This window comes from Nocardia sp. NPDC003345 (genome assembly GCF_053589395.1).
On record NZ_JBSFRU010000060.1, the window covers coordinates 1 to 23,296 of the forward strand.

Sequence of the window (23,296 nt, forward strand, 5' to 3'; positions counted from 1 at the left end):
ATCGGGTTTCCGGTCGCTGATGGCCGAGCAGCGCCGCCGCGCCAAGGAGGACGCGCACGCGCGTAAGCATGCCCACGCCGACCTGTCGGTGTACAAGGAACTGGTCGACCGCGGCGATACCGAATTCACCGGGTTCGACGAGCTCACCTCCGAGGCGCAGGTGCTGGCGTTGATCGCCGACGGTGTCCGGGTACCGACCGCGGTCGCCGGTACCGATATCGAGGTCATCCTGGACCGCAGCCCCCTGTACGCCGAATCCGGCGGCCAGATCGCCGATCGTGGCAGCATTACGGCGGTGGGGACCAAACTGACCGTCAACGACGTGCAGAAGATCGCCAAGAAGCTCTGGGTGCACCGGTGCACGGTGGACCAGGGGCAGATCACCGAGGGCGATGTGGTGCTGGCCCAGGTGGATCCCGCCTGGCGGCGGGGCGCCACCCAGGGCCATTCCGGGACCCATATGGTGCACGCCGCGCTGCGTCAGGTCCTCGGGCCCAACGCGGTGCAGGCCGGTTCGATGAACAAGCCCGGGTATCTGCGCTTCGACTTCAACTGGCAGGGGCAGCTCAGCGAGCAGCAGAAGGCCGATATCGAAGCGATCTCCAACGACGGTGTGGGCGCCGACTACCCGGTGAACACCTTCGTCACGGATCTGCCGAAGGCCCGTGAGATGGGCGCGCTGGCCCTGTTCGGCGAGAACTACGGCGACCGGGTGCGCGTGGTGGAGATGGGCGGGCCCTTCTCCATGGAACTGTGCGGCGGCACCCATGTGGGCCATTCCTCGCAGATCGGGCCGATCACGCTGCTGGGCGAATCCTCGGTCGGATCGGGGGTGCGGCGCGTGGAGGCGTTCGTGGGGCTGGACTCCTACCGGCACCTGGCCAAGGAGCGCGCGTTGCTCGCCGGTGTCGCGTCCATGCTGAAGGTGCCCTCGGACGAGGTGCCGGGACGTGTCGAGCAATTGGTGGACCGGCTCAAGGTGGCCGAGAAGGAAATCGAACGGACCAAGGTCGCCGCGGTGCTGTCCTCGGCAGGCGCCTACGCCGATGCCGCGGAACGGCTCGGCGAGGTGCTGCTGGTCGCGGCGGCCGCGCCGGAGGGTGTGACGGCCGGAGATCTGCGGACGCTGGCCACCGATATCCGGGGCCGGCTCGGCAGCACTCCCGCCGTCGTGGTGTTGCTCGGAAATAACGAGGGCAAGGTGCCTTTCGTGGTGACAGTGAACAAACCGGCCCAGGAGAAGGGCTTCGCCGCCGGCGAACTCGTCGGCGTCTTCGGTCCGAGTATCTCGGGCCGCGGTGGCGGTAAGCCGGAGATGGCCCAGGGCGCCGGTGCGGATCCGTCGGGTATCGAGGCGGGTCTGGCGGCGGTCCGCGGCCATATCGGCGCGCACGCCGGCTGATGGCGGCGTCCGGCGGCGGACCCTCGGTCGACCGGCCCGATCCCCGCCGCGATCCCGGCCGGGGCCGGCGGCTCGGTATCGATGTGGGCAGCGTCCGCATCGGTGTGGCGGTGAGCGATCCGGACGGGATCCTGGCCACCCCGGTGGAAACCGTGCCGCGTGACGACCGGGCCGGCCGGTCGCGGCGCGGCGCCCGGGGCGGTAATGGCCCGGCCGGTCCGGCGGTGCCGGGATCCACGTCCGGGCGTGACGGTGGCAAACCCGCCGGGCCCGCTTCCGCGGCGGGTACGGATATCACGCGGATCGCGGCTCTGGCGGACGAATACGAGGTCGTGGAGGTCGTCGTCGGCCTGCCGCGGACCCTGCGCGGCGAGAAGGGCACCTCGGCGGCGATGGCGGCGGAGTTCGCCGGAAGGTTGCGCGACGCGCTGCCCGAAGTGCCGATCCGTCTTTCCGACGAACGTTTGACTACGGTGTCTGCTGCACGCGCTCTGCGGGACAGCGGTGTTCGAGCGCGCGGACAGCGGCAGGTGATCGACCAGGCGGCCGCCGTATCGATCCTGCAGAGCTGGTTGGACGAACGGAGTTCGATGATGAGGTCGGCCGAGGACGCGGCACGGGCCGCGTTGTCCGGAGACGATGAATGACGGATCGATGGGCGCAGGCGGAGGCACGATTCCGGGAGCGTGAGGCCGAGCGGAAGTACCGCCGTGACGATCGGGCCTGGGCGCAATCGCGCCGGGCGCCGGCGCCGGTCGCCGCCGAGCCGGACGGGCTCGCGGAGCCGGATACCGGCTGGGACCCGTACGAGGACGACGACACCGCCGTCATCCCGCGCTACGTCGACGAGGAGTTCGACGACGAGGAATTCGACGACGACTACGACGAACTCGACGAGCCCGAACCCGCGCCACGCAGCCACCGCCGGGCCCGGCCCCGCCCGCGTACCGCGCCGCGCGGGGGACGGGCCGCCGCCCGCCGGGCGGCCAAGAAACAGGAGGGCGGCCGGCGCCGGATGATCTGGGTGGCCGCAGCGGTGCTGGTGGTCCTGGTTCTCGGTGCCGGTGTCTACAAACTGGTCAATCGCTATACCCCGGCCGAGGATTTCGCGGGCCCCGGTGGTGCGCCGGTGGTGGTGCAGGTGCAGTCCGGTGATACCGCCACCGAGATCGCCGAGACGATGGCGGACGCGGGTGTCGTCGCCAGTTCCGCCGCGTTCTACGAGGCAGCCGTGCAGAGCGAGGGGATGAACGCGGTCCAACCCGGCTACTACGCGGTTCCCGAACGCAGCCCGGCCGCCGACGCGGTCGCGGCGCTGGTATCGCCCGGATCGCGGGTCGGCAATGTGGTGATCTCCGAGGGCCGGCAGCTGCACGATCAGCACGATGTGAACACCGGCGCCCGCAAGGAGGGGATCTACACCAAGATCGCGGCCGCCAGCTGTGTGGGCGCCGAGCCCGAACGCCGTTGTGTCACCTACCAGCAACTCGAGGAAGCGGGGGCCAATCCCGACCTGGCCGCGCTCGGTGTGCCCGAATGGGCGGTGGAGGCGGTCCGGCAGGTTCCGGATCGGCGCCGCCAGCTCGAAGGACTGATCGCCGCAGGCAGCCTCGATTTCGATCCGAGCGGTTCCGCCGCGGATATCCTGCGCCAGCTGGTGACCGACAGTGCCCGCAGCTACGAGGCCACCGGGTTGCTCGAATCCGGCAAAACCAACGGTCTCAGTCCGTACCAGACCCTGATCGGCGCCTCCCTGGTCGAACGGGAGGCCCTGCCGCAGGATATGAGCAAGGTCGCCCGGGTGATCGTGAACCGGCTCGAGGTGGGCCAGCCGCTGCAATTCGATTCGACGGTCAACTACGCGCTGGACAAGACCGAGGTCGCCACCACCGACGCCGATCGCGCCCAGACCACCCCGTGGAACACCTACGCGATGGCCGGACTGCCCGCGACGCCGATCTCGTCGCCGTCGCTGGCGGCGATGGAGGCGATGGAGACGCCCGAGCCCGGTAACTGGCTCTACTTCGTCACCGTCGACAAAGAGGGCACCACGTTGTTCACCCAGAGCTACAGCGAGCATCTGCAGAACATCGACCTGGCCATGGAGAGCGGGATCCTCGACAGTGGCCGCTGATCCGGCGACGGCCGCTCCGGGACCGCGCCGCGCGGCGGTGCTGGGCAGTCCTATCGCCCATTCGAAATCGCCGCTGCTGCATCTGGCCGCCTACCGCGCGCTCGGGCTGGACTGGACCTACGAGCGCATCGAATGCACCGCCGAGCGGCTGCCGGGCCTGGTGAACGAGATGGGCCCGGAATGGGTCGGTCTCTCGGTGACCATGCCCGGCAAGGAGGCCGCACTGGCGTACGCGGACGAGCGCACCGAACGGGCCGTACTGGTCGGGTCCGCCAATACGCTGGTCCGGACCGCGACCGGCTGGCGCGCGGACTGTACGGATGTGGACGGTGTGCTCGGCGCGTTGCGCGGCGGTGGGGTGACGCGGCTGTCGCGGGCGGTGGTCCTCGGGGCCGGTGGTACCGCCCGGCCCGCCCTGCTGGCGCTGACCGGTCTGGGCGCCCGGGAGATCACCGTCGTGGCGCGGGATGCCGGGCGCGCGGCCGGGGCCCGGATGCTGGCCGAGCAGCTGGGCGCGGACGCCGACGTGATCGGCTTCGATTCCCCCGATCTGCCGCGGCGATGCGCCGCGGCGGGGGCGGTCGTGAGTACCGTGCCGTATCAGGCCGCGGCCGCGGTGGCCGGATCGGTCGCGCACGCGCCGGTGGTACTCGACGCGCTCTACAATCCCTGGCCCACCCCGCTGGCGCAGGCCGTGGCCGCGGCGGGACATACCGTGGTGTCCGGCCTGCAGATGCTGCTCGAACAGGCATACGGGCAGGTCGAACAGTTCACCGGCCGGTCCGCGCCGCGTGCGGAGATGGCTGCCGCGTTGCGCTGACGGGCTGCCGGAGCCGGCGATATTCTGCAACGGGTTCTAGCTCGGGCCGCGGGGCGTTATGGTGATCTGCATGACTGCGTGGTTGTTGCGGGCATTGGCGCTCGGAGGCCTGGCCGTCGTGTTGCGAGTACTGCTCGGGTTCGCGATGGGCTTCATCCCCACCTACGGTGTATGGCTTCGGCTGCTGTGCCTGGTGATCCTGATCGGGGCGGCCGTGGCCTGGGGCCTGCACGACGGCCGTGCCGACCGCCGCCTCTACGCGAACCCCGAACACGGCGCCGACCTGACCATTCGATGGCTGCAGGCCGGAGTGGCCGGCGGTATCTTCTGCGGCCTGGTGTCCTGGGTCCTGGACTTCGTCCCGGGCGTCGATCTCGGTGACGCCGGGCTGCTCTTCGAGGCGACCGCGGCCTCGGCGTTCATCGTGCTGCTGATCTTCGTTCCCGCGTTGATCGGGGTCGGTGTGGGCCGCCGGCTGGCCAAGAAGCAACAGCGCCGGCCCGCGAATACCGACGTGATTCCGGCGGGCTCGGCGGCCTGATCCGGCCGCGGCGCGACCCCGATCGGGGCCGCGCCGGCGCGGAGATCAGAGCAGTACGGCGCCGCCGACGGATCCGGCGCCCGCCACCGCGGAGTACGCGGCGGCGAGCAGGGCCGGATCGGGGCCTTCGAGGCGGCCCGGTTTGGCCAGTCCGTCGAGCACCACGAACCGGAGCACGCCGGATCGCGTCTTCTTATCGGTTTGCATGCTCTCCAGCAACTGGGGGAGTGCGTCGGGATCGTAGGTGGTGGGCAGCCCGACACTTTCCAGGATGCTGCGATGCCGATCGGCGGTGGCGTCGTCGAGACGCCCGGCCAGCCGGCCCAATTCGGCGGCGAATACGAGCCCCACCGACACCGCCGCGCCGTGACGCCAGCGGTAACGCTCCCGGCGTTCGATGGCATGGCCGAGGGTGTGGCCGTAGTTCAGGATCTCGCGCAGTGCCGATTCCTTCAGGTCGGCGGCGACCACTTCCGCCTTGACCGCGATCGCCCGGCGGATCAGCTCGGGCAGAACGTCACCGGTGGGATCGAGGGCCGCCCGCGGATCGCGTTCCACCAGCTCGAGGATCACCGGGTCGGCGATGAAACCGGCCTTGATGATCTCCGCCATCCCGGCGACGATCTCGTTGCGCGGCACGGTTTCCAGGGTCACCAGATCCACCAGTACGGCCGCCGGTTCGTGGAAGCAGCCCACCAGGTTCTTACCGGCCTCGGTATTGATCCCGGTCTTACCACCCACCGCCGCGTCCACCATGGCCAGCAGGGTGGTCGGTACATGCACGATCTTCACCCCGCGCATCCAGGTCGCGGCGACGAACCCGGCCAGATCGGTCGCCGCGCCGCCACCCAGGCTCACGACCACATCGCTGCGGGTGAGGCCGATCCGGCCCAGCACCTCCCAGCAGAACCCGGCGACCGCCAGTTCCTTACCCGCCTCGGCGTCGGGAATCTCGACGCGGTGGGCGTCGAGCCCGGCCTCGGCCAGGGTGCTGCGGACCACCTCGGCGGTCTCCACCAGCGACGGCTGGTGGAAGAGCGCGACGGTGCGGACGCCGCCGGCACCGGTGACCACGTCCACGAGGTCACCGAGCAGACCGCGGCCGATGATCACCGGATAGGGCTGTGCGGTCCGGACCTCGATACGCGTCGGTTCTGTCACGTGTGCTGCTCCGATCCTGTCTCTGTCTGCTCGGCCTGTTCGCGTTGCTGCCGCCGGGCCCGGGCCCGGCGGGCCCGCGCCCGGCGCGAACGGCCCGGGGTACGCATTTCGGCGCCGGTCTCGGATCCGGCCGGGTTTTCCGTGGCTGCCGGGGTGCCGGTGCTGGCGGCTTCGGTGGTGCCGGTTGCCGCGCGCTGCTGGGCGGTCGAACGCCGCGCCCGGGCGCGGGCCCGGCGGCGGGCCCGGGACCGGCCGGTGCGCTGCGGGTTCGGGGCGGTTTCGGTGGTGACCGGATCCGTGGTGACCCGTACCGATTCCAGGGAAAGTTTGCCCAGGATCGAGCGAACCACCCGGCCCGGACTGCGGCCGTCGGTCCGCACCCGGACGGTGGCGACCTCCCGGTACAGCGGCCGCCGGATCCGCATCAGCTCGCGATACTTGGCACCGGGATCGGCGCCGCCCAGCAGTGGGCGGTGGTTGCTCGCGCCGGTGCGGCGCAACCCTTCGGCGAGGCTTATCTCCAGGTAGACCACGGTGCGATCGCGGAGAAGCGCCCGGGTGCGCTCGGACAGGACGGCGCCGCCGCCCAGTGACACCACACCGCGTTCGGTCCGCAGCGCCCGGCCCACGACCTCTTCTTCGATCCGGCGGAATCCGGGTTCGCCGTCGGCGGCGAAGATCTCCGGAATGGTCCGCCCGGCGGCCTCCTCGATCCCGGCATCGGTGTCGTACAGGTCGACGCCGAGTTCGCGGGCCAGCTTCCGCCCGATCGTGGTCTTGCCCGCCCCGGGCGGTCCGATCAGCACGACCGGTGTGGCGTGCGGATCGGTCTGCGCGGTCATTACGCCGGGTCGGCGGCGACCGGATCGCCCGCGTTCAGGTGCGGGCGCCCACTGATCCGCTTCCGGTAACCGTCCAGGTTGCTCACCGTCTCGGCGAGGGAATCGCCGCCGAACTTCTCCAGCACGGCCTGGGCCACCACCAGCGCGACCATGGATTCCGCCACCACGCCCGCGGCGGGTACCGCGCACACATCGGAGCGCTGGTGGATGGCCACCGCTTCCTCGCCGGTGGTCATATCGACGGTGGCCAGTGCCCGCGGCACGGTGGAGATCGGTTTCATGGCGGCCCGGACCCGCAGGGCCTCGCCGTTGGTCATACCGCCTTCCAGGCCGCCCGCGCGGTTGGTGGATCGCAGTACGCCGTCGGGCCCCGGCCGCATCTCGTCGTGCGCCAGACTGCCGCGCCGGCGCGCGGTCTCGAATCCGTCGCCGACCTCGACGCCCTTGATCGCCTGGATGCCCATCAGCGCCGCGGCCAGCTTGGAATCGAGCCGGTTCTCCCCGCTGGTGAACGACCCCAGCCCGATCGGCAGTCCCGATACGACGACCTCGACTACTCCGCCGAGGGTGTCGCCGTCCTTCTTCGCCGCCTCGATCTCGGCGATCATCGCGGCCTCGGCCGCCGAATCGAAGGCGCGGACCGGGCTGGTGTCGATGGCGTCCAGATCACCGGCCGCGGGCACCACCCCGGTGGTGTTCGCGGCGGTGCCGATGGAGACGACATGGGAGAGGACCTCCACGCCGACCGCCTGACGCAGGAAGGCCCGGGCGACGGTGCCCGCTGCCACCCGGGCTGCGGTTTCGCGGGCGCTGGCGCGTTCCAGCACCGGCCGGGCGTCGTCGAAGCCGTACTTGAGCATCCCCGAATAGTCGGCGTGGCCGGGACGCGGCCGGGTCAGCGGTGCGTTGCGGGCCAGGTCGGCGAGTTCGGCCTCGTCGACCGGGTCGGCGGACATGACGGTGGTCCACTTCGGCCATTCCGAATTGGCGACCTCGATGGCGACCGGCCCGCCCATGGTGCGGCCGTGCCGTACCCCACCGATCACGGTGACCTTGTCGGCCTCGAACTTCATCCGGGCGCCACGGCCGTATCCGAGCCGCCGGCGCGCCAGTTGCGCGGAAATCTCCTCCGAGGTCACCTCGACACCGGCGACCATCCCCTCGAGGATGGCGACGAGAGCGGGTCCGTGGGATTCTCCAGCAGTTATCCAGCGCAGCACGCCGACCATCTTCCCATGTCGGCGCGACGACCGGGGCACGCGGTCGGCGGAGTTCGGCGGCCCGGGCGGGCGGTGGTGACCGGGATTGCCAGGTGATCACCACAGAACCAGCCCGATAAGTGTCGCGATACACATGGACGGCCCGTGTGGCACGGTGCCGGCGCGATGATCCGGTGCGCGGGGGCGCGCGGGGATCCCGGGACCCGGTGGCGGCGTCGCGGATCCGGTGCAGCGGGCCACGAGCAGTCCGGCACCGGCCGCGGCCGTGCACAGCGGCGCGACTACCGCCGACCACACCCAGGAGTGGGTGCCGCCGAGGGCCGCCACCGCGCCCAGCCCCAGCGCCAGTTTCACATCACCGGCGCCCAGCGCCGCCGGTCGCAGCAGGTGGACCAGGAGATACGGCACCGCCAGCAGGGCCGCGCCCCGGATCGCCGTGCCGAACTGCCCGGTCGCGGCGGCATAGCCGAGTACGGCGGCGGCGCCCGGCAGGGTGAGCAGGTTCGGCAGCCGCCGGGTGCGGAGATCGGCGGCGCTCAGCGCGGCACACCACAGCAGTACGAGGAGGAATCCGAACTCGGCCATGAGGTTCACGATCGCCGGAGTCGCGTCCTGCCGGGGGGCCGTCGTCGCCGGATGTGGACAACTGCGGGGTCGGTGCCGAGATGTGAATATCCGGCGTTCCGAACCGGCTGGGCGTATACGGCCTTGTGTCGTGCCCGTCCTTCGGCGGTAACTTTGATCCATGTCTGCTGATGCCGGCCGTGGCCCGCTGGTCCGGCCCGATTACGCCGTCCGCCGCGGGTTGCTGCGCAACCTGCTGGTGGAGAACGAGATCGACGGCCTGCTGGTGACCGATCTGGTGAATATCCGCTACCTCACCGGTTTCACCGGCTCCAACGCCGCGCTGCTGGTGCACTCCTGGGACACCCCCGGCGCCGAGGAACGCACGGTGATCGCCACCGACGGCCGTTACGACACCCAGGTGGCCGCGCAGGTGCCCGATCTGCGGGCCGAGATCGCGCGCGCGGTCACCCGGCGGGTGGCCGAACTCGCGGGCGAATGGAAGTTCGGGCGGCTCGGCTTCGAAAGCCATATCGTCACCGTCGATCAGCATCGGGCCCTGCTCGAGCTGGCGACCGGGCTGGAGTTCGTCGCCACCCCGGGCCTGGTGGAGCAGTTGCGGATGGTCAAGGACGAATACGAGGTCCAGCGGCTGCGCGCCGCCTGCACGGTCGGCGACGAGGCGTTGGCCGCCCTGCTGGAGAACGGGGCACTGCGCCCCGGGCGCACCGAGCGCCAGGTCGCCCGGGATCTGGAATGGGCCATGTTCGAGCGCGGTGCGGCGGGTATCGCGTTCGAGACGATCGTGGCCACGGGGGCGAACTCCGCGATCCCGCATCACCGTCCCACCGAGGCGGTGCTGGCCACGGGTGATTTCGTGAAGATGGATTTCGGCGCCGTCGTGGACGGCTACCACTCCGATATGACCCGGACCTTCGTTCTCGGCGCCCCCGCGCAATGGCAGCGCGAGGTCTACGAACTCGTGTACGCCGCCCAGCGCGCCGGCCGGGAGGCGCTACGGCCCGGTATTCCGTGCGCCGATGTGGACGCCGCGGCGCGGGAGGTCATCGCGGCCGCCGGTCATGGGCCGCTGTTCGTGCACGGCCTGGGCCACGGCGTGGGGCTGCGCATCCACGAAGCGCCCGGAATCGCCAAAACGGGCACGGGTACACTCCAGTCTGGCGTGGCGGTGACCGTCGAACCAGGTGTGTACTTTCCCGGCCGCGGCGGAGTCCGGATCGAGGACACGCTCGTGGTGCGCGAAGGGGGCCCCGACCTGCTCACCAATACCAGCAAAGACCTGACCGTCGTCGGATGACGCCGGTCGACCGAGAACCGAGGAGACCCGAAGACAGTGGCGGACACCAGCGACTTCAAGAACGGCCTCGTGCTGAAGATCGACGGTAATCTCCAGCAGATCATCGAGTTCCAGCACGTGAAGCCGGGCAAGGGTCCTGCCTTCGTGCGGACCAAGCTGAAGAACGTGCTGTCCGGCAAGACCGTCGACAAGACCTTCAACGCCGGTGTCAAGGTGGAGACCGCCACGGTCGATCGCCGGGATATGACCTACCTGTACCACGACGGTTCCGATTACGTCTTCATGGACGGTCAGACGTTCGATCAGCTCTCCATCGAGGAGGGCACCATCGGCGAACAGGCCCGGTTCCTGCTGGAGAACATGACGGTGCAGGTCGCCACCCACGAAGGTGCGCCGCTGTACGTGGAGCTTCCGGTCTCGGTCGAGCTCGAGGTCACCCACACCGATATCGGCCTGCAGGGCGACCGCTCCACCGGCGGCACCAAGCCGGCGACCGTCGAGACCGGGGCGGAGGTGCAGGTCCCGCTGTTCATCAACACCGGCGACAAACTCCGCATCGACACCCGCGACGGCAGCTACCTGGGCCGCGTCAACTCCTGACGTGACGGACCGGCCCGCGGACAAGAAATCCGCGTACAAGAAACTCGGCGCCCGCCACAAGGCCCGGCGCCGCGCGGTTGATCTGCTGTTCGAGGCCGAGGCCCGCGATATCGATCCCGCGGACCTGGCCGACGAGCGGATCGAACTCGCCGGGCGCGATCAGGCGGTGGCCCCCGTGCACGCCTATACGCGCACCCTGGTCGACGGGATCGCCGAGGACCTCGACCGGGTCGACGGCACCATCGAGTCCTACCTGCAGGATTGGACGCTGGGCCGGCTGCCCGCGGTGGATCGCGCGATCCTGCGGGTAGCGGTGTGGGAGCTGCTGTACGCCCCGGATGTCCCGCCGATCGTCGCGGTGGACGAGGCGGTGGAGCTGGCCAAGGAGCTGTCCACCGACGATTCCCCCGGGTTCGTGAACGGGGTGCTGGGGCAGGTCGTCCTGGTGGCACCGCAGATCCGCGCTGCCGCGGCCGCCGCCGGACGTGCCGAATCCGATCCGGAGGACTGAGGTGCGCAAGTACCTGGTGCTGGCCATGCGTACACCGGCCTACGATCCGGCGGTCGCCGAACCGCACCGCCGGTTCCTCGCCGAACTGCGGGCCGACGGCATGTTGCAGGAATCCGGGCCGTTCACCGACGGCAGCGGCGGCGCGTATCTCGTGCTCGCGGATTCGCGGCAGGCCGCCGAGGCGGTGGTGTACACCGATCCACTGCACACCACCGGCTCGTCGCGGATCACGGTCCACGAATGGGAGATCACCGGCTGACCGGTGCCGGACTCCGGTTCCGCGTTCCCGTGCGCCCGGGACCGTCTCGAGAGGACGATAGGGTAACCATCGCACCATCCCCTTGATCGCGAGGAGCGCGGACAATGACCGAGAACGCGGACGTCACCCTGCCCGAAGGCGGGTGCACCGCCGCCGAGGCCTGGGAGATCTTCGACCGGCTGCCGGCCGCGCGCGTGGACGAGGTGACCACCGGCCGCTGGCGCGGCGAAGAACTGCCCACCGGGCATCCGATGGACGGTTCACTCTCCGAATCCGGCTGGTACGGCAAACAGTTCGACGCCCCCGACCAGGTGCATCCGCTGCTGTTCACCGACGAGCGCGGCACCGTGTTCGCCGTGGATCCGCGCCGGGTCCCGCTGGCGCTGGCGGGACGGATCCCGGCGCACTGGTTACGGCCGGTCCGCAACAACCTGCGCGCCCTGGCACCGCTGCTGCGCACTCGCAAGGCCACCGCGCGGCTGCGGGATATCGAATATCGCGGGGTGGTGAGTGCCGCGATGGTCTACGACCATCTGCCGATCATCGACCACTTCCGCCGCCTCGACGCCGGCACCCTGCTGGGTGTCATGGATATGCGGGGATTGGCCGAACCGTATTTCTTCGTGCTGAAGCGCTGATCGCGGCGCCGTTCACGGCCGCAGGACGATCCGGCCCAGCGGAGCCCGGGATTCCACCAGGCGATGCGCGTCCGCCGCGCGGTCGAGCGGCAGGATCGTCTCCACCGGGGGAGCCAGCGCCGGAACCCGTTCGAGTACGGCGGGGCGGGCACGGTGCACCCGCGCGTGGAAGGCCGGTCCGGAACATCCGGTCAGCGTGAGTCCGCGCGGGATCAGGTCTGCCGCCGAGACCCGGGCGGGTGCACCGGAGAGCCAGCCGTAGCTGAGCATCCGTCCGGATCCGGGCGTCATGGCATCGAGCAGCGCGGTTGCCGAGGGGCCGCCCAGGGAGTCGAAGACGATATCGACGGTGTCGTCCGGTCCGGTGCCCAGGTCCTCGGGCCATTGCGGCGGGAGGTGGTCGATCACCGTATCGGCGCCGAGTTCTTTCGCGCGCCGGGCCTTGTCGGGACCGCCCGCGGTGGCGATCACCCGCGCCGCGCCGAACTCCCGGGCCAGCTGGAGGAGATAACTGCCGACTCCGGTCGCGCCCGCCTCGACCAGGACCGTCTCGCTCCCGGTGAGTCCCGCGGTTTCCAGCAGGGCCAGCGCGACCGAGCCGCTCATCAGTGCCGCGGCCGCGTCGGCGGTCGAGACACCTTCCGGTATCGGCGTCGCGGATTCGGCGCTCGCGCATGCGAATTCGGCGTAGGAACCGGTTCCGCCGGTATCGGCCACCACGCGTTGCCCCAGATATTCGCGGCCGGCGCCCTCGCCCACGCCGATCACTTCGCCGGCCACCTGGAAGCCGAACACCACCGGTGGCGGGGAGGCCATCGGGAAGTCGCCGGCCCGCAACCGGGTCTCGGGGTACAGGACGGGGATCGCCTCGGCTCTGATCAGAACTTCGCCGGGGCCGGGGTGCGGCGCCGGCATCTCCCGGGGTACCAGTACCTCGGGTCCGCCCGTGCCTGTCATTACGATTGCCCGCATCAGGTCTCCATAAATTGACTGTTGGTCCACTTAGCTGTCGAAGATATGGACCGACGGTCAAGTTGTCAACGAAAGTGGTGTGATGGCTCCCAGAGAACGTGCGGACGCCGCACGCAACCGGCGCGTCATCCTCGATGCCACCGCGGCGTTGCTCGCCGAACACGGTCCCGAGGCCGTCACCATGGATCGGGTCGCCGCGGCGGCCGGCGTCGGGAAGGGCACGATCTTCCACCGCTTCGGAAATCGGGCGGGGCTCCTGCACGAGATGGTGGCCGAAAGCGCGGTCGACCTGATGGCGGCGGTCACCGACGGTCCGCCGCCCCTGGGGCCCGGCGCCCCGGCCGCCGACCGGCTGCCGGCCTTCTTCGACGCCATGGCGCGGCTGGTGATCGACAATCTCGCGCTGATGGAGGTCTACCGGTCGGTCCCGCCGCATCCGCGCACCGCGGAGTTCCATCTGTTCTGGCGGGACCACATCACCGCGCTGTTGAGCGAGGCCCGTCCCGACCTCGACGCGGAAACGGTCGGCCGGTTGCTGCTGGACGGACTGGCCGGGCAGACCGTGCCCGATATGGTCCGCGCGGGATCGGCCGATCGGCTGCTGGCGGCGGTCGCGCAGCAGGTGCGCGCGGTACTGCGCGCACCGTAACCCGCCTCAGCGCACGTTGCGGGGGCGGAACTGGATGCTGATCCGCGGCCCGGTCGCCCGCCGGGTCTTGGGTACCGCGTGTTCCCAGGTGCGCTGGCAGGAGCCGCCCATGACGAACAGGTCGCCGTGCCCCGGGTGGAAACGCAGGCTCGGCCCGCCGGTACGCGGGCGGAGCAGCAGCGGTCGCGGCGCGCCCAGGGTGAGGATGGCGACCATGGTGTCGTGGGTGCCGCCGCGGCCGATGGTGTCGCCGTGCCAGGCGACGCTGTCGCGGCCGTCGCGGTAGTAGCAGAGTCCGGCCGTGCGGAACGGTTCGCCCAATTCCGGGCCGTAGTGCTCGCTGAGCGATTCGCGCGCCTGTGTCAGGACGGGATCGGGCAGCGGATCGGATTCGGCGTAGAAGCGGAGCAGTCGTGGAACGTCGACGACCCGGTCGTACATGGGGCGCCGTTCGGCCTGCCAGGGCACCGTCGCGGCCAGCCGGTCGAACAGGTCGTCGGCGCCGAGCAGCCAGCCCGGGCGCAGGTCGACCCACGCGCCGGCCGTGAGAGGGGTCCGGCGGATATCGGCGAGCGGGGTGAGTTCCGGCGCGCCGAACCCGTCGAACAGCGATCCCTGCAGTGCCATGCGCCCACACTAGCGCACGATTCGAACATACGTTCCCATCGGCCGTGGTGTGCGGCGGTGCACCGGACGCAGGGGCCTCAATGGCGGATCTCGCCGGATCGCCCGCCGCGGCCGCGCGCCGGGGCTAACGTCTCGGGTGATACCGGCCGCCGCCCGGTCGGCGGAGTCCTGGCAGGGGAGAACCATGACCGAACCATCCGTGCAGGTGCCGACGGCCGGAGTGGCCATGACCGCGATCGGGGTGGCCCTCATCCGGGAACGGGAGAGTCGCCGGCCGGACCGGCTCTACGACGATCCGCTGGCGGCGGCGTTCGTCGCGGCGGCCCGGACCGGGTTCGACGCGGACCGATGGTCTCGTCTGGAAGCGCTGGCCGACCAATTCTTCGAAGGCCGTTCGCTGACGGTCCGGGTGGTGGACGACAGTGTGACCGAGGCCGTGGCGCGGGGCTGCGGGCAGATCGTGCTGCTCGGCGCGGGTCTGGACACCCGGGTTTTCCGGCTCGGTCTGCCCGCCGGGACCGTGTTCTTCGAAGTGGATCTTCCCGAACTGTTCGAGTTCAAGGAACCGGTGCTGGCCGCGAACGCCGCGCGGCCCGATTGTGTGCGCCGGGTCGTCGCGGCCGATCTGCGCGACGACTGGGCGGCCGTACTGGCGGGGCGGGGGTTCCGGCCCGAGGTGCCCACGCTGTGGGTCGACGAGGGTGTTCTCGGTTATCTGCCGAGAAAGGACGCGCACGCGGTGGCGGTGACGATCACCGGCCTGTCGGCGCCCGGCAGCCGGTTCGGTATCGGCCGCTTCGAGGTCGATTCCGCGGCGCCGAAGTATCAGGCGCTGCGGGAACTGGTGACCGCCGACAGTGCTGCCACGCGACCGGTCAACGGGCTGGGCCCGGATGCGGAGTCCTGGTTCGCCGAGCACGGCTGGCGAACCGAGTTCCGCGCCTGGAACGATCTCGTCGCGCCGTACGGCCGCTCGGGTATGGGTGATGTTCCGGGGATGGGAACGGTGCTCGCCGTCCGCGAATGAGCGGGAGTTCCCCGTCCGATCAGGATGTCCAGTGGGCGCGCAGCCGGGTGAGGACGGCGCGGGTCGCCGGGGTGTGCAGACGGCGCGGGTGGGTCAGTACGCGGATCTCGCAGGAGTCGAGCGCGGGACCGCGCACCACGCCCAGGCCGCCGGTGCGTATCTCGGATTCCACGGTGATCGCGGGCAGCGCGGTCCAGCCCAGGCCGCTGGCCACACATCGTTTGATGGCCTCGACACTGCCGAACCGGGACCGCCGGCCCGGGCGGGCGCCGGTGGCGGCCAGCCGCGCCGCCACATCGTCGCTGTAACCGCAGCCCTCTTCGATGAGGAGGGCGTCCCGCACGGCCAGATCCTCCCAGGTCGCCGGCGTACCGGCCCGGTCCGGATGATCGAGGAGCAGAAGCGGTTCGGCGCCGATCCGTTCCGTGCCGAGTTCGGTGACGGGAGCCCGGGGTTCCATGATGAGGCCGAGTTCGGCGGTCCCGCGGTGGACCGCCTCGACCGCTTCGCCCAGACCGGCCGGCCCGACCCAGATCTGGATACCGGGTTCCTCGGTGCGCAGTGCGCCGATCACCGCGGGTAACCGGTAGGTGCACAGTGATTCGGGGGCGACGATCCGCACCGTTCCGGTCGGGCGGTCGCTGCCGCGGGCCGCGTCGTGGAGGCGGTCCTCGGCGTCGAGAATATCCTCGGCGTGATCGATGAGCCGGGCGCCGGTATCGGTCACCACGGCGCCCGACGGCAACCGGTCGAGCAGGCGGCGGCCGAGTTGCTCTTCGAGCCGATGGATATGCCCGGTGATCGTGGATTGGGTGTAACCGAGATCGGCCGCCGCCGCGGTGAAACTCCCGGAACGCGCGACCGCCAGGAAGCTGCGCAGAATTCTGGTGTCCATCGATCCGGTCCGTGGTCGGCGCGCTCGGGCGGCTGTCGGGCGGGGCTATCGAGTTTCGTGATGACCCGGATAGAAACTCATTGTTGGACAGAATACCTCGCGGCGGTGAAGGTGGGTGGAGACCGACGGAAGGAGACCGGGCGATGACCACGGATATCGGCGGCGGCGGTGGGATATTCCGCACACGGGTCGCGGCGCGGCCGCCGGGCGGGCCGGTATCGTCGCGCGGTTTCTCCGTGCTGCTGGCCGTGACCTTCCTGGCCTTCGTCGATTACGCGGCGCTGTTGCCGGTGGTACCGCTGTGGGCGGCCTCCGGTGGTGCCGGCAGTGTGGCGGTGGGGGCGACGACCGGGATCATGATGGCGGCCACCGTGGCGACACAGCTGGCGGTGCCGTGGCTCTTCGAGATCGCCGGGCTGCGCATGATGGTGGTCGCCGGCGCGGTATTGCTCGGTGCGCCGACGCCCCTGTACCTGCTGTCCGCGGATCTGGCGCCGATCGCGGTGATCACGGTGCTGCGCGGTGTGGGTTTCGCACTGGTGGTGACCGCGGGAGCGACCCTGGTCGCCGATCTCGCGGCCGAGGGCCGGCTGGCCTCGGCGGCGTCCCGGTACGGGGTCGCGGCCGCACTGCCCAACCTCGCCGCCCTCGCCGGCGGCGTATGGGCCGCCCGCACCTGGGGTTTCGAGATCGTGTTCTGGGGTGCCACGGCGGCCTGCCTGGCGGGTGCGCTGCTGGCCCTGTGGCTGCCGGCCGGGCGGCGCGGTCGGTTCCGGTTCACCTCGATGGCGGATGCCGCGGGAATCGGGGCCCCGATCGTGCTGTTCCTCGCGACGGCGGCGTCGTTCGGGGCGGCCACCACCTTCCTCCCGATCGCGGTAGCGGATCCCGGAACCGCCTTCTGGGCCCTCCTCGCGGCCTCGGTGGGACTGGTCTGCGCGCGGCTGGCGGCCGGCGCGGTCGGAGATCGGTACGGCGCCGGACGATTGTTGCCGTTCGCGGTGCTCTGCTGCGGGGCGGGGCTGGGTTGCCTCGGCGCATCCCTCGGACCGCTGCCGGGGGCGACGATCGTGGGCGCGGCGTTGCTGGGCGCGGGATTCGGTGCCTGCCAGAACGATTCGTTCGTGCTCACGCTCGAAAGTCTGGGCCGCGATCGCAGCGGGACCGCGAGCACGATCTGGAATATCGCCTACGACGGTGGTCTGGGCGCCGGGGCCGTCGCACTCGGCTGGTTCATCGGCAGCGCCGGATACGCGGGTGCCTTTCTCGGAATGTCGGCTGCGGTGGGCGGGCTGGCGCTCGTGCTCTTCCGGCTGCCGGGCCGGCGGGTACCGTGATCATCGGGCCGCGGGTGGTGTTTCGTCCATCCGGAGTGTGGTGCGGGCGAGGCGGTTTCGCCGATAACGGTGAGGAGCGATCACGGTGGTTTCGGGTGTGGCGGGGCGGACCTACATCGTGACCGGTTCGGCATCGGGGATCGGTGCCGCCACCGCCGCGCTGCTGCGCGAACGCGGGGCGACGGTGATCGGATGCGATCTCGACGAGGCCGATATCCGGGCCGATCTGGCCACTGCCGACGGCCGCCGGACCCTGGTGGACGCCGTAACGGCCGCCGGGACGCCCGTCGACGCCGTCCTGGCCATCGCGGGCGGCGGCCGGACCGGACTGCTGGAAACCAACTACTTCGGCGCCGTCGCCACCCTGCGCGGTTTGCGCCCGCTGCTGGCGCGCAGCCCGGCGCCGCGCGCGGTCGCGGTGTCGTCGACCTCGTCGCTGGCGCCGGCCGACGACCGGTTGATCCAGGCGTGCCTCGACGACGACGAACCCGGAGCGGTCGCGCTACTCGCCGCCGACCCCGCCCGCGCGGGCGCGACCGGTGGCTACGGTGCCGCCAAACGCGCGTTGAACCGCTGGGTGCGCCGCAACGCCCCGGCCCCGGAATGGGCCGGCGCGGGCATCGCGCTCAACGCGGTCGCGCCCGGCGTGGTCGATACGCCCGCCGCGTCCTGGATCTTCGCCGACGAGCAGACCCGCGCCACCGTGGAGGCCGCCGCACCCCAGCCGTTCGGCGGGTTTCCCGGGCGCCCGGAGTGGATCGCCGAGACGATCTGCTGGCTGGCGAGCGCGGACAACCGGTTCGTGACCGGTCAGATCCTGTTCGCCGACGGCGGTGGGGAAGCGGCGGCGGTGGGCGACCGGCACTGGCGCTGATCGGGGCGCGGCGCCGCCGCGGCGGCATCGGCCGGGCCGCATACCGGTCCGGCGTAAGCGCGCTCACGCCCCCGCCGACCGTGCCCGCCCGTGGCCCGGCTCACACCGCGGGGGCGGGTTCTCACCTGGTGAAAGACGCTGCCGAGCGGCTGATAGGCTGCTCCGCGTAAGACATCCTTTAACGGACCGTCCTGTGAGGCGGGGAAGGAGGTCGGCATGGCTGTGCCCGAAGAACGGGCCGCCACGTCCGGCGCTGCCGAATCGACGTCACCCCCGCAGCGGCATACGCCGGAATGGGTGGCGGCGGGGCGGGAGCTGTTGTCTCCCTCCGATGTCGGCCGGACCATCGCGCGCATCGCGCATCAGATCATCGAACGCACCGCCCTCGATTCGGGCGATTCCGCCGCTCCCCGGGTGGTGCTGATCGGTATCCCGACCCGCGGCACCACACTCGCGACCCGGCTCACCGACAAGATCGAGGAGTTCTCCGGGGTGCGCCCGGCGCTGGGATCGCTGGATATCACGCTCTACCGCGACGACCTGCGCAGCAAACCGCATCGCCCGCTGGAGCGCACCTCGGTGCCCGAGGGCGGGATCGAGGACGCGCTCGTCGTCCTGGTCGACGATGTGCTGTTCTCCGGGCGGACGGTCCGGTCCGCTCTGGACGGGCTGCGCGATCTGGGCAGGCCCCGCGCCGTCCAGCTCGCCGTACTCGTCGACCGCGGGCATCGCGAACTGCCGATCCGGGCCGATTTCGTGGGTAAGAACGTGCCCACCGCGCGGACCGAGGATGTGTCGGTGCTGCTCACCGAGCACGACGGCCGCGACGGTGTGTTCCTGCATCAGGGGGAGGGACAGTGAGACATCTGCTGACGGTGACCGATCTGGATCGCGATACCGCCACCGAATTGCTCGACGAGGCCGAACGCTTCGAACAGGCACTGCTCGGCCGTGAGGTGCACAAACTACCCACGCTTCGTGGACGCACGGTGATGACCGTGTTCTTCGAGAACTCCACCCGCACCCGGGTCTCGTTCGAGGTCGCGGGTAAGTGGATGAGCGCCGATGTGATCAACGTCAGCGCGAGCAGTTCCTCGGTGTCCAAGGGGGAATCGCTGCGCGATACCGCCCTGACCCTGCACGCCGCCGGCGCCGACGCGCTCATCGTGCGGCATCCGGCGTCCGGCGCGGCCCATCAGATCACCCGCTGGTTCGAGGACTGGTCGCGCCGCTCGGGCAGTGCTGTGCCCGCGGTGATCAACGCCGGTGACGGCACCCACCAACACCCCACCCAGGCGCTGCTGGACGCGTTGACCCTGCGGCAGCGGCTCGGCGATATCGCCGGACGGCGGGTGGTGATCGTCGGCGATATCCTGCACAGCCGGGTCGCGCGATCCAACGCCTTCCTGCTCTCCACCCTGGGCGCGGAAGTGGTGCTGGTGGCGCCGCGCACCCTGCTCCCGGTGGGTGTCGAGGGCTGGCCGGTACGAGTGTCCACGGATCTGGATTCCGAACTGCCCGGCGCCGACGCCGTGCTCATGCTGCGGGTGCAGGCGGAACGGATGAACGGCGGGTTCTTCCCGTCGGCGCGCGAGTACTCGATCCGCTACGGCCTGTCCGAGCGCCGGCTGGCGCTGCTCGACGAGCACGCGGTGGTGCTGCATCCCGGGCCGATGCTGCGCGGTATGGAAATCGCGTCGTCGGTGGCCGATTCGCCGCGCGCCGCGGTGCTGCAACAGGTGACGAATGGAGTCCATATGCGGATGGCGGTGCTTTTCCGTCTGCTGATCGGTGTGCAGGAGGCCGTGGCGTGAGCGGGTCAGGCCCGGAGGCGGGAGCGGAGCGTAACCCCGCAGGGCCCCCGCGCACGCCCGGACAACACAGCGTGAGCGGGTCGGGCCCGGAGGCGGTGCTGATCACCGGGGCGCGTGTGTACGGCGACGGCGAGCCCGTCGACGTCCTGATCTCGGGCGGTGTGATCCGGGAGATAGGTACCGGTCTGTCGGCCGAGGACGCGGAGATCGTCGACGGCGCGGGGCAGGTGCTGCTGCCCGGTTTCGTGGATCTGCACACCCATCTGCGCGAACCCGGCCGCGAGGACACCGAGACCATCGAATCCGGTTCGGCCGCCGCGGCGCTGGGCGGATACACGGCGGTCTTCGCCATGGCCAACACCTCCCCGGTCGCCGATACCCAGGTCGTCACCGACCATGTGTGGCGGCGCGGGCAGGAGGTCGGACTGGTCGATGTGTATCCGGTCGGCGCGGTCACGGTGGGGCTCGACGGTAAGCAGCTTGCCGAGATGGGCACCATGGCCGCCGGTGCGGGCGCGGTGCGGATGTTCTCCGACGACGGTCACTGCGTGCACGATCCGCTGATCATGCGGCGCGCGCTCGAATACGCCCGGTCGCTCGGTGTGCTCATCGCCCAGCACGCGGAGGAGCCCCGGCTGACCCGGGGCGCGGTCGCGCACGAGGGCCCGACCGCGGCCCGGCTGGGTCTGGCGGGCTGGCCGCGGGCCGCCGAGGAATCCATCGTCGCCCGCGACGCGCTGCTGGCGCGCGACGCCGGTGCGCGGGTGCATATCTGTCACGCCTCCACCGCGGGCACCGTGGAACTGGTGAAATGGGCGAAAGAGCAGGGCATCGCGATCACCGCCGAGGTGACCCCGCATCATCTGCTGCTCACCGACGCCCGGCTCGAAACCTACGACGCGGTGAACAAGGTCAATCCGCCGCTGCGCGAACTCTCCGATACCGAGGCTCTGCGACGGGCGCTGGCCGAGGGCATCGTCGACTGTGTCGCGACCGATCACGCGCCGCATGCCGAACAGGACAAATGCTGCGAGTTCGCGGCGGCGCGTCCGGGAATGCTCGGGTTGCAGACCGCCCTGTCGATCATCGTGGAGACCATGGTGCGGTCCGGTCTGCTGGACTGGCGCGGAGTGGCCCGGGTGATGAGCGAACGCCCCGCCGAAATCGTCGGCCTCGACGATCAGGGCCGCCCGATCGCGGTGGGTGAACCCGCCAACCTGGTCCTCGTCGACCCCGACGCCACCTGGACGGTCGCCGGCGCGGAGCTGGCCAGTATCGCGAACAACACCCCTTTCGAGACGATGGCGCTACCCGGCCGGGTGACGGCCACGCTGCTGCGCGGGCGGATCACCGCCCGCGACGGTGTGGTCGCCGCGGCGGCCGGGGCCGGAGCGGGAGAGCGCTGATGGAACGCACACTGTGGGTGCTGCTCTGCGTCGCGCTGTGGCTGCTGGCGATGTATCTGATGTACCGGGGCTGGCGTAACCGCGCGGCCCGGCAGGCCGAGCGGATCGGCGAACTGCCGCCGGTCCCGCAGGACCCGGGCGCACGGATCCTGGAACCGACCACGGGCCTCTACCTCGGCAGCACCATGGCGCCGAGCTGGCAGGACCGCATTGCGGTGGGTGATCTCGGCTACCGCGCCACCGCGGAGCTGAGCCGCTACGAGAAAGGGATCCTGCTGGCACGCCAGGGCGCCACGGCGATCTGGATCCCGCAGGAATCCGTGACCGCGATCCGGACCGAACGCGGGCACGCGGGCAAGGTGATGACCGAAGGCGGGGTGCTGGTGATCCGCTGGACACTGCCCACCGGGACCGAGATCGACACCGGATTCCGGGGCGACGACAAGACGGTGTATCCGGCCTGGGCGCGGGCAACGACGGGAGACGACGAACAATGACGAGTACGACGACGGCCGCGGCCCTGGTCCTCGAGGACGGACGGGTGTTCCGGGGCACCTCCTACGGTGCCGTGGGCCAGACCCTGGGCGAAGCGGTGTTCTGCACCGCCATGACCGGCTACCAGGAAACCCTCACCGATCCGAGCTACCACCGCCAGATCGTGGTGGCCACGGCCCCGCAGATCGGTAACACCGGCTGGAACGACGAGGACGACGAATCGCAGCGGATCTGGGTCGCCGGGTACGCGGTGCGCGATCCCGCGCGCCGCGCCTCGAACTGGCGCGCCACCGGCACGCTGCCGGGAGCCCTGGAGCAGCAGGACATCGTCGGCATCGCCGGTATCGACACCCGCGCGGTGGTGCGGCATCTGCGCAGCCGCGGGTCGATGAAGGCCGGTATCTTCTCCGGTCCGGCGCTCGCCGGAATCGAGGAGCTGGTCGGGCGGGTGACCGGCCAGCAGTCCATGCTGGGTGCGGATCTGGCCGGTGAGGTGAGTACCGAGCAGGTCTACACGATCGAACCCGCGGGTACCCCCCGGTTCACCGTCGTCGCGGTCGATCTCGGTATCAAATCCAATACCCCGCGGATGTTCGCCGAGCGCGGTATGCGGGTGCACGTGGTGCCCTCGTCGGCGAGCCTGGACCAGATCCTGGAACTGAAACCCGACGGCGCGTTCCTGTCCAACGGCCCCGGCGACCCGGCCACCGCGGACGGCGCGGTCGCGCTGACGCAGGGCCTGCTGGACAAGGGCCTGCCGCTGTTCGGCATCTGCTTCGGCAACCAGATCCTGGGCCGGGCGCTGGGCCGCGGTACCTACAAGATGAAGTTCGGGCACCGGGGCATCAACATCCCGGTGGTCGAGCACGAAACCGGCCGTATCTCCATCACCGCGCAGAACCACGGGTTCGCGCTGGAAGGTGAGCGCGGCGAGCAGTTCGACACCCCGTTCGGCAAGGCCGAGGTCAGCCATGTCTGCGCCAACGACGGTGTCGTGGAGGGGGTGCGCCTCGTCGACGGCCGCGCCTTCTCCGTGCAATACCACCCGGAAGCGGCTGCCGGGCCCCATGACGCCGCGTACTTGTTCGACCGGTTCGCCGGTCTGATGAAGGGAGCCTGATGCCACGCCGTACCGACCTCGAACATATCCTGGTCATCGGTTCGGGTCCGATCGTCATCGGTCAGGCGTG

The 23,296-nt window shown here is 70.6% G+C and carries 26 protein-coding genes; 19 read left to right on the forward strand and 7 right to left on the reverse strand.

All coding sequences use genetic code 11. From position 1 onward, the window contains the following. The 5 genes from ACWDU1_RS09890 to ACWDU1_RS09910 form a co-directional block, all read left to right on the forward strand. On the forward strand, nt 1–1,402 hold a 1,402-nt coding region (locus tag ACWDU1_RS09890), incomplete at its 5' end, for an alanine--tRNA ligase-related protein (RefSeq protein ID WP_449997247.1). Next, the gene (ruvX, locus tag ACWDU1_RS09895) at nt 1,402–2,049 is read left to right on the forward strand and encodes a Holliday junction resolvase RuvX (protein ID WP_449997249.1); all 648 of its coding nucleotides are present in this window, start codon (nt 1,402–1,404) and stop codon (nt 2,047–2,049) included. The genes ACWDU1_RS09890 and ruvX, both read left to right, overlap by 1 nt. Then, nucleotides 2,046–3,536, forward strand: coding sequence for an endolytic transglycosylase MltG (locus ACWDU1_RS09900; RefSeq protein ID WP_449997251.1), 1,491 nt, complete (start codon nt 2,046–2,048; stop codon nt 3,534–3,536). The genes ruvX and ACWDU1_RS09900 overlap by 4 nt, the downstream gene beginning before the upstream one ends. Then, nucleotides 3,526–4,356: a shikimate dehydrogenase gene (locus ACWDU1_RS09905; protein WP_449997253.1), complete on the forward strand. Its 831-nt coding sequence runs from the start codon at nt 3,526–3,528 to the stop codon at nt 4,354–4,356. The genes ACWDU1_RS09900 and ACWDU1_RS09905 overlap by 11 nt, the downstream gene beginning before the upstream one ends. A 70-nt stretch (nt 4,357–4,426) precedes the next feature. Next, the gene (locus tag ACWDU1_RS09910) at nt 4,427–4,897 is read left to right on the forward strand and encodes a B-4DMT family transporter (protein ID WP_449997255.1); all 471 of its coding nucleotides are present in this window, start codon (nt 4,427–4,429) and stop codon (nt 4,895–4,897) included. Nucleotides 4,898–4,942: 45 nt separating this feature from the next. Here the strand turns inward: ACWDU1_RS09910 and aroB are convergent, their stop codons facing one another. From aroB to ACWDU1_RS09930, 4 genes are all read right to left on the reverse strand, one after another. Further along, nucleotides 4,943–6,058, reverse strand: coding sequence for a 3-dehydroquinate synthase (gene aroB, locus ACWDU1_RS09915; RefSeq protein ID WP_449997257.1), 1,116 nt, complete (start codon nt 6,056–6,058; stop codon nt 4,943–4,945). Continuing rightward, nucleotides 6,055–6,900 carry a shikimate kinase gene (locus ACWDU1_RS09920; protein ID WP_449997259.1) on the reverse strand — a complete coding sequence of 282 codons (846 nt, stop codon included), beginning with the start codon at nt 6,898–6,900 and terminating at the stop codon, nt 6,055–6,057. The genes aroB and ACWDU1_RS09920 overlap by 4 nt, the downstream gene beginning before the upstream one ends. After that, entirely contained in the window at nt 6,900–8,120 is a 1,221-nt protein-coding gene (gene aroC / locus ACWDU1_RS09925; RefSeq protein WP_449997291.1) for a chorismate synthase, read from the reverse strand. Before aroC ends, ACWDU1_RS09920 begins: the two co-directional genes overlap by 1 nt. Before the next feature lie 96 nt (nt 8,121–8,216). Next, nucleotides 8,217–8,705, reverse strand: coding sequence for a prepilin peptidase (locus ACWDU1_RS09930; protein ID WP_449997261.1), 489 nt, complete (start codon nt 8,703–8,705; stop codon nt 8,217–8,219). Nucleotides 8,706–8,865: 160 nt separating this feature from the next. Between ACWDU1_RS09930 and ACWDU1_RS09935 the strand changes: the two genes are divergently transcribed. The 5 genes from ACWDU1_RS09935 to ACWDU1_RS09955 all read left to right on the forward strand — a co-directional run bounded on the left by ACWDU1_RS09935 (nt 8,866) and on the right by ACWDU1_RS09955 (nt 12,010). Then, the gene (locus tag ACWDU1_RS09935; RefSeq protein WP_449997263.1) at nt 8,866–10,002 is read left to right on the forward strand and encodes a M24 family metallopeptidase; all 1,137 of its coding nucleotides are present in this window, start codon (nt 8,866–8,868) and stop codon (nt 10,000–10,002) included. Between the two features lie 36 nt (nt 10,003–10,038). Continuing rightward, nucleotides 10,039–10,602 carry an elongation factor P gene (efp, locus tag ACWDU1_RS09940; RefSeq protein WP_449997265.1) on the forward strand — a complete coding sequence of 188 codons (564 nt, stop codon included), beginning with the start codon at nt 10,039–10,041 and terminating at the stop codon, nt 10,600–10,602. A 1-nt stretch (nt 10,603) separates the two neighbouring features. Beyond that, nucleotides 10,604–11,113: a transcription antitermination factor NusB gene (gene nusB / locus ACWDU1_RS09945; protein ID WP_449997267.1), complete on the forward strand. Its 510-nt coding sequence runs from the start codon at nt 10,604–10,606 to the stop codon at nt 11,111–11,113. 1 nt (nt 11,114) lies between these two features. After that, nucleotides 11,115–11,372 (forward strand): YciI family protein, encoded by a 258-nt coding sequence (locus tag ACWDU1_RS09950; protein WP_449997269.1) that lies wholly within the window; start codon nt 11,115–11,117, stop codon nt 11,370–11,372. 104 nt (nt 11,373–11,476) lie between these two features. Then, entirely contained in the window at nt 11,477–12,010 is a 534-nt protein-coding gene (locus ACWDU1_RS09955) for a DUF4334 domain-containing protein (protein ID WP_449997271.1), read from the forward strand. Between the two features lie 12 nt (nt 12,011–12,022). Here the strand turns inward: ACWDU1_RS09955 and ACWDU1_RS09960 are convergent, their stop codons facing one another. Further along, a complete protein-coding gene (locus ACWDU1_RS09960) occupies nt 12,023–12,982 on the reverse strand; it encodes a quinone oxidoreductase family protein (protein ID WP_449997272.1) in 960 nt (319 codons plus the stop codon). An 82-nt stretch (nt 12,983–13,064) separates the two neighbouring features. On the opposite strand from ACWDU1_RS09960, the gene ACWDU1_RS09965 reads away from it, so the two are divergent. Beyond that, a complete protein-coding gene (locus ACWDU1_RS09965; RefSeq protein ID WP_449997274.1) occupies nt 13,065–13,631 on the forward strand; it encodes a TetR/AcrR family transcriptional regulator in 567 nt (188 codons plus the stop codon). 6 nt (nt 13,632–13,637) lie between these two features. On the opposite strand, the gene ACWDU1_RS09970 is transcribed toward ACWDU1_RS09965, so the two are convergent. Further along, a complete protein-coding gene (locus ACWDU1_RS09970; RefSeq protein WP_449997276.1) occupies nt 13,638–14,258 on the reverse strand; it encodes an alpha-ketoglutarate-dependent dioxygenase AlkB in 621 nt (206 codons plus the stop codon). A gap of 184 nt (nt 14,259–14,442) precedes the next feature. Here ACWDU1_RS09970 and ACWDU1_RS09975 point away from each other — a divergent pair, with 184 nt between their 5' ends. Beyond that, nucleotides 14,443–15,285 (forward strand): SAM-dependent methyltransferase, encoded by an 843-nt coding sequence (locus tag ACWDU1_RS09975; protein WP_449997278.1) that lies wholly within the window; start codon nt 14,443–14,445, stop codon nt 15,283–15,285. Between the two features lie 19 nt (nt 15,286–15,304). Here the strand turns inward: ACWDU1_RS09975 and ACWDU1_RS09980 are convergent, their stop codons facing one another. Next, nucleotides 15,305–16,180 (reverse strand): LysR family transcriptional regulator, encoded by an 876-nt coding sequence (locus tag ACWDU1_RS09980; RefSeq protein ID WP_449997279.1) that lies wholly within the window; start codon nt 16,178–16,180, stop codon nt 15,305–15,307. Nucleotides 16,181–16,323: 143 nt separating this feature from the next. Here ACWDU1_RS09980 and ACWDU1_RS09985 point away from each other — a divergent pair, with 143 nt between their 5' ends. The 7 genes from ACWDU1_RS09985 (at nt 16,324) to carA (ending at nt 23,226) form a co-directional block, all read left to right on the forward strand. After that, nucleotides 16,324–17,517 carry a hypothetical protein gene (locus ACWDU1_RS09985; protein WP_449997281.1) on the forward strand — a complete coding sequence of 398 codons (1,194 nt, stop codon included), beginning with the start codon at nt 16,324–16,326 and terminating at the stop codon, nt 17,515–17,517. Between the two features lie 85 nt (nt 17,518–17,602). Continuing rightward, entirely contained in the window at nt 17,603–18,391 is a 789-nt protein-coding gene (locus ACWDU1_RS09990; protein ID WP_449997283.1) for an SDR family oxidoreductase, read from the forward strand. Nucleotides 18,392–18,607: 216 nt separating this feature from the next. Next, nucleotides 18,608–19,252, forward strand: coding sequence for a bifunctional pyr operon transcriptional regulator/uracil phosphoribosyltransferase PyrR (pyrR, locus tag ACWDU1_RS09995; RefSeq protein WP_449997284.1), 645 nt, complete (start codon nt 18,608–18,610; stop codon nt 19,250–19,252). Continuing rightward, the gene (locus tag ACWDU1_RS10000; protein ID WP_449997286.1) at nt 19,249–20,205 is read left to right on the forward strand and encodes an aspartate carbamoyltransferase catalytic subunit; all 957 of its coding nucleotides are present in this window, start codon (nt 19,249–19,251) and stop codon (nt 20,203–20,205) included. The genes pyrR and ACWDU1_RS10000 overlap by 4 nt, the downstream gene beginning before the upstream one ends. A gap of 71 nt (nt 20,206–20,276) precedes the next feature. Continuing rightward, a complete protein-coding gene (locus ACWDU1_RS10005; RefSeq protein WP_449997287.1) occupies nt 20,277–21,611 on the forward strand; it encodes a dihydroorotase in 1,335 nt (444 codons plus the stop codon). After that, complete coding sequence (locus ACWDU1_RS10010) at nt 21,611–22,108, forward strand: PH-like domain-containing protein (protein WP_449997288.1); 498 nt, start codon at nt 21,611–21,613, stop codon at nt 22,106–22,108. The genes ACWDU1_RS10005 and ACWDU1_RS10010 overlap by 1 nt, the downstream gene beginning before the upstream one ends. Continuing rightward, a complete protein-coding gene (carA, locus tag ACWDU1_RS10015) occupies nt 22,105–23,226 on the forward strand; it encodes a glutamine-hydrolyzing carbamoyl-phosphate synthase small subunit (RefSeq protein ID WP_449997290.1) in 1,122 nt (373 codons plus the stop codon). Before ACWDU1_RS10010 ends, carA begins: the two co-directional genes overlap by 4 nt. The last annotated feature ends 70 nt before the right edge of the window (nt 23,227–23,296 follow it).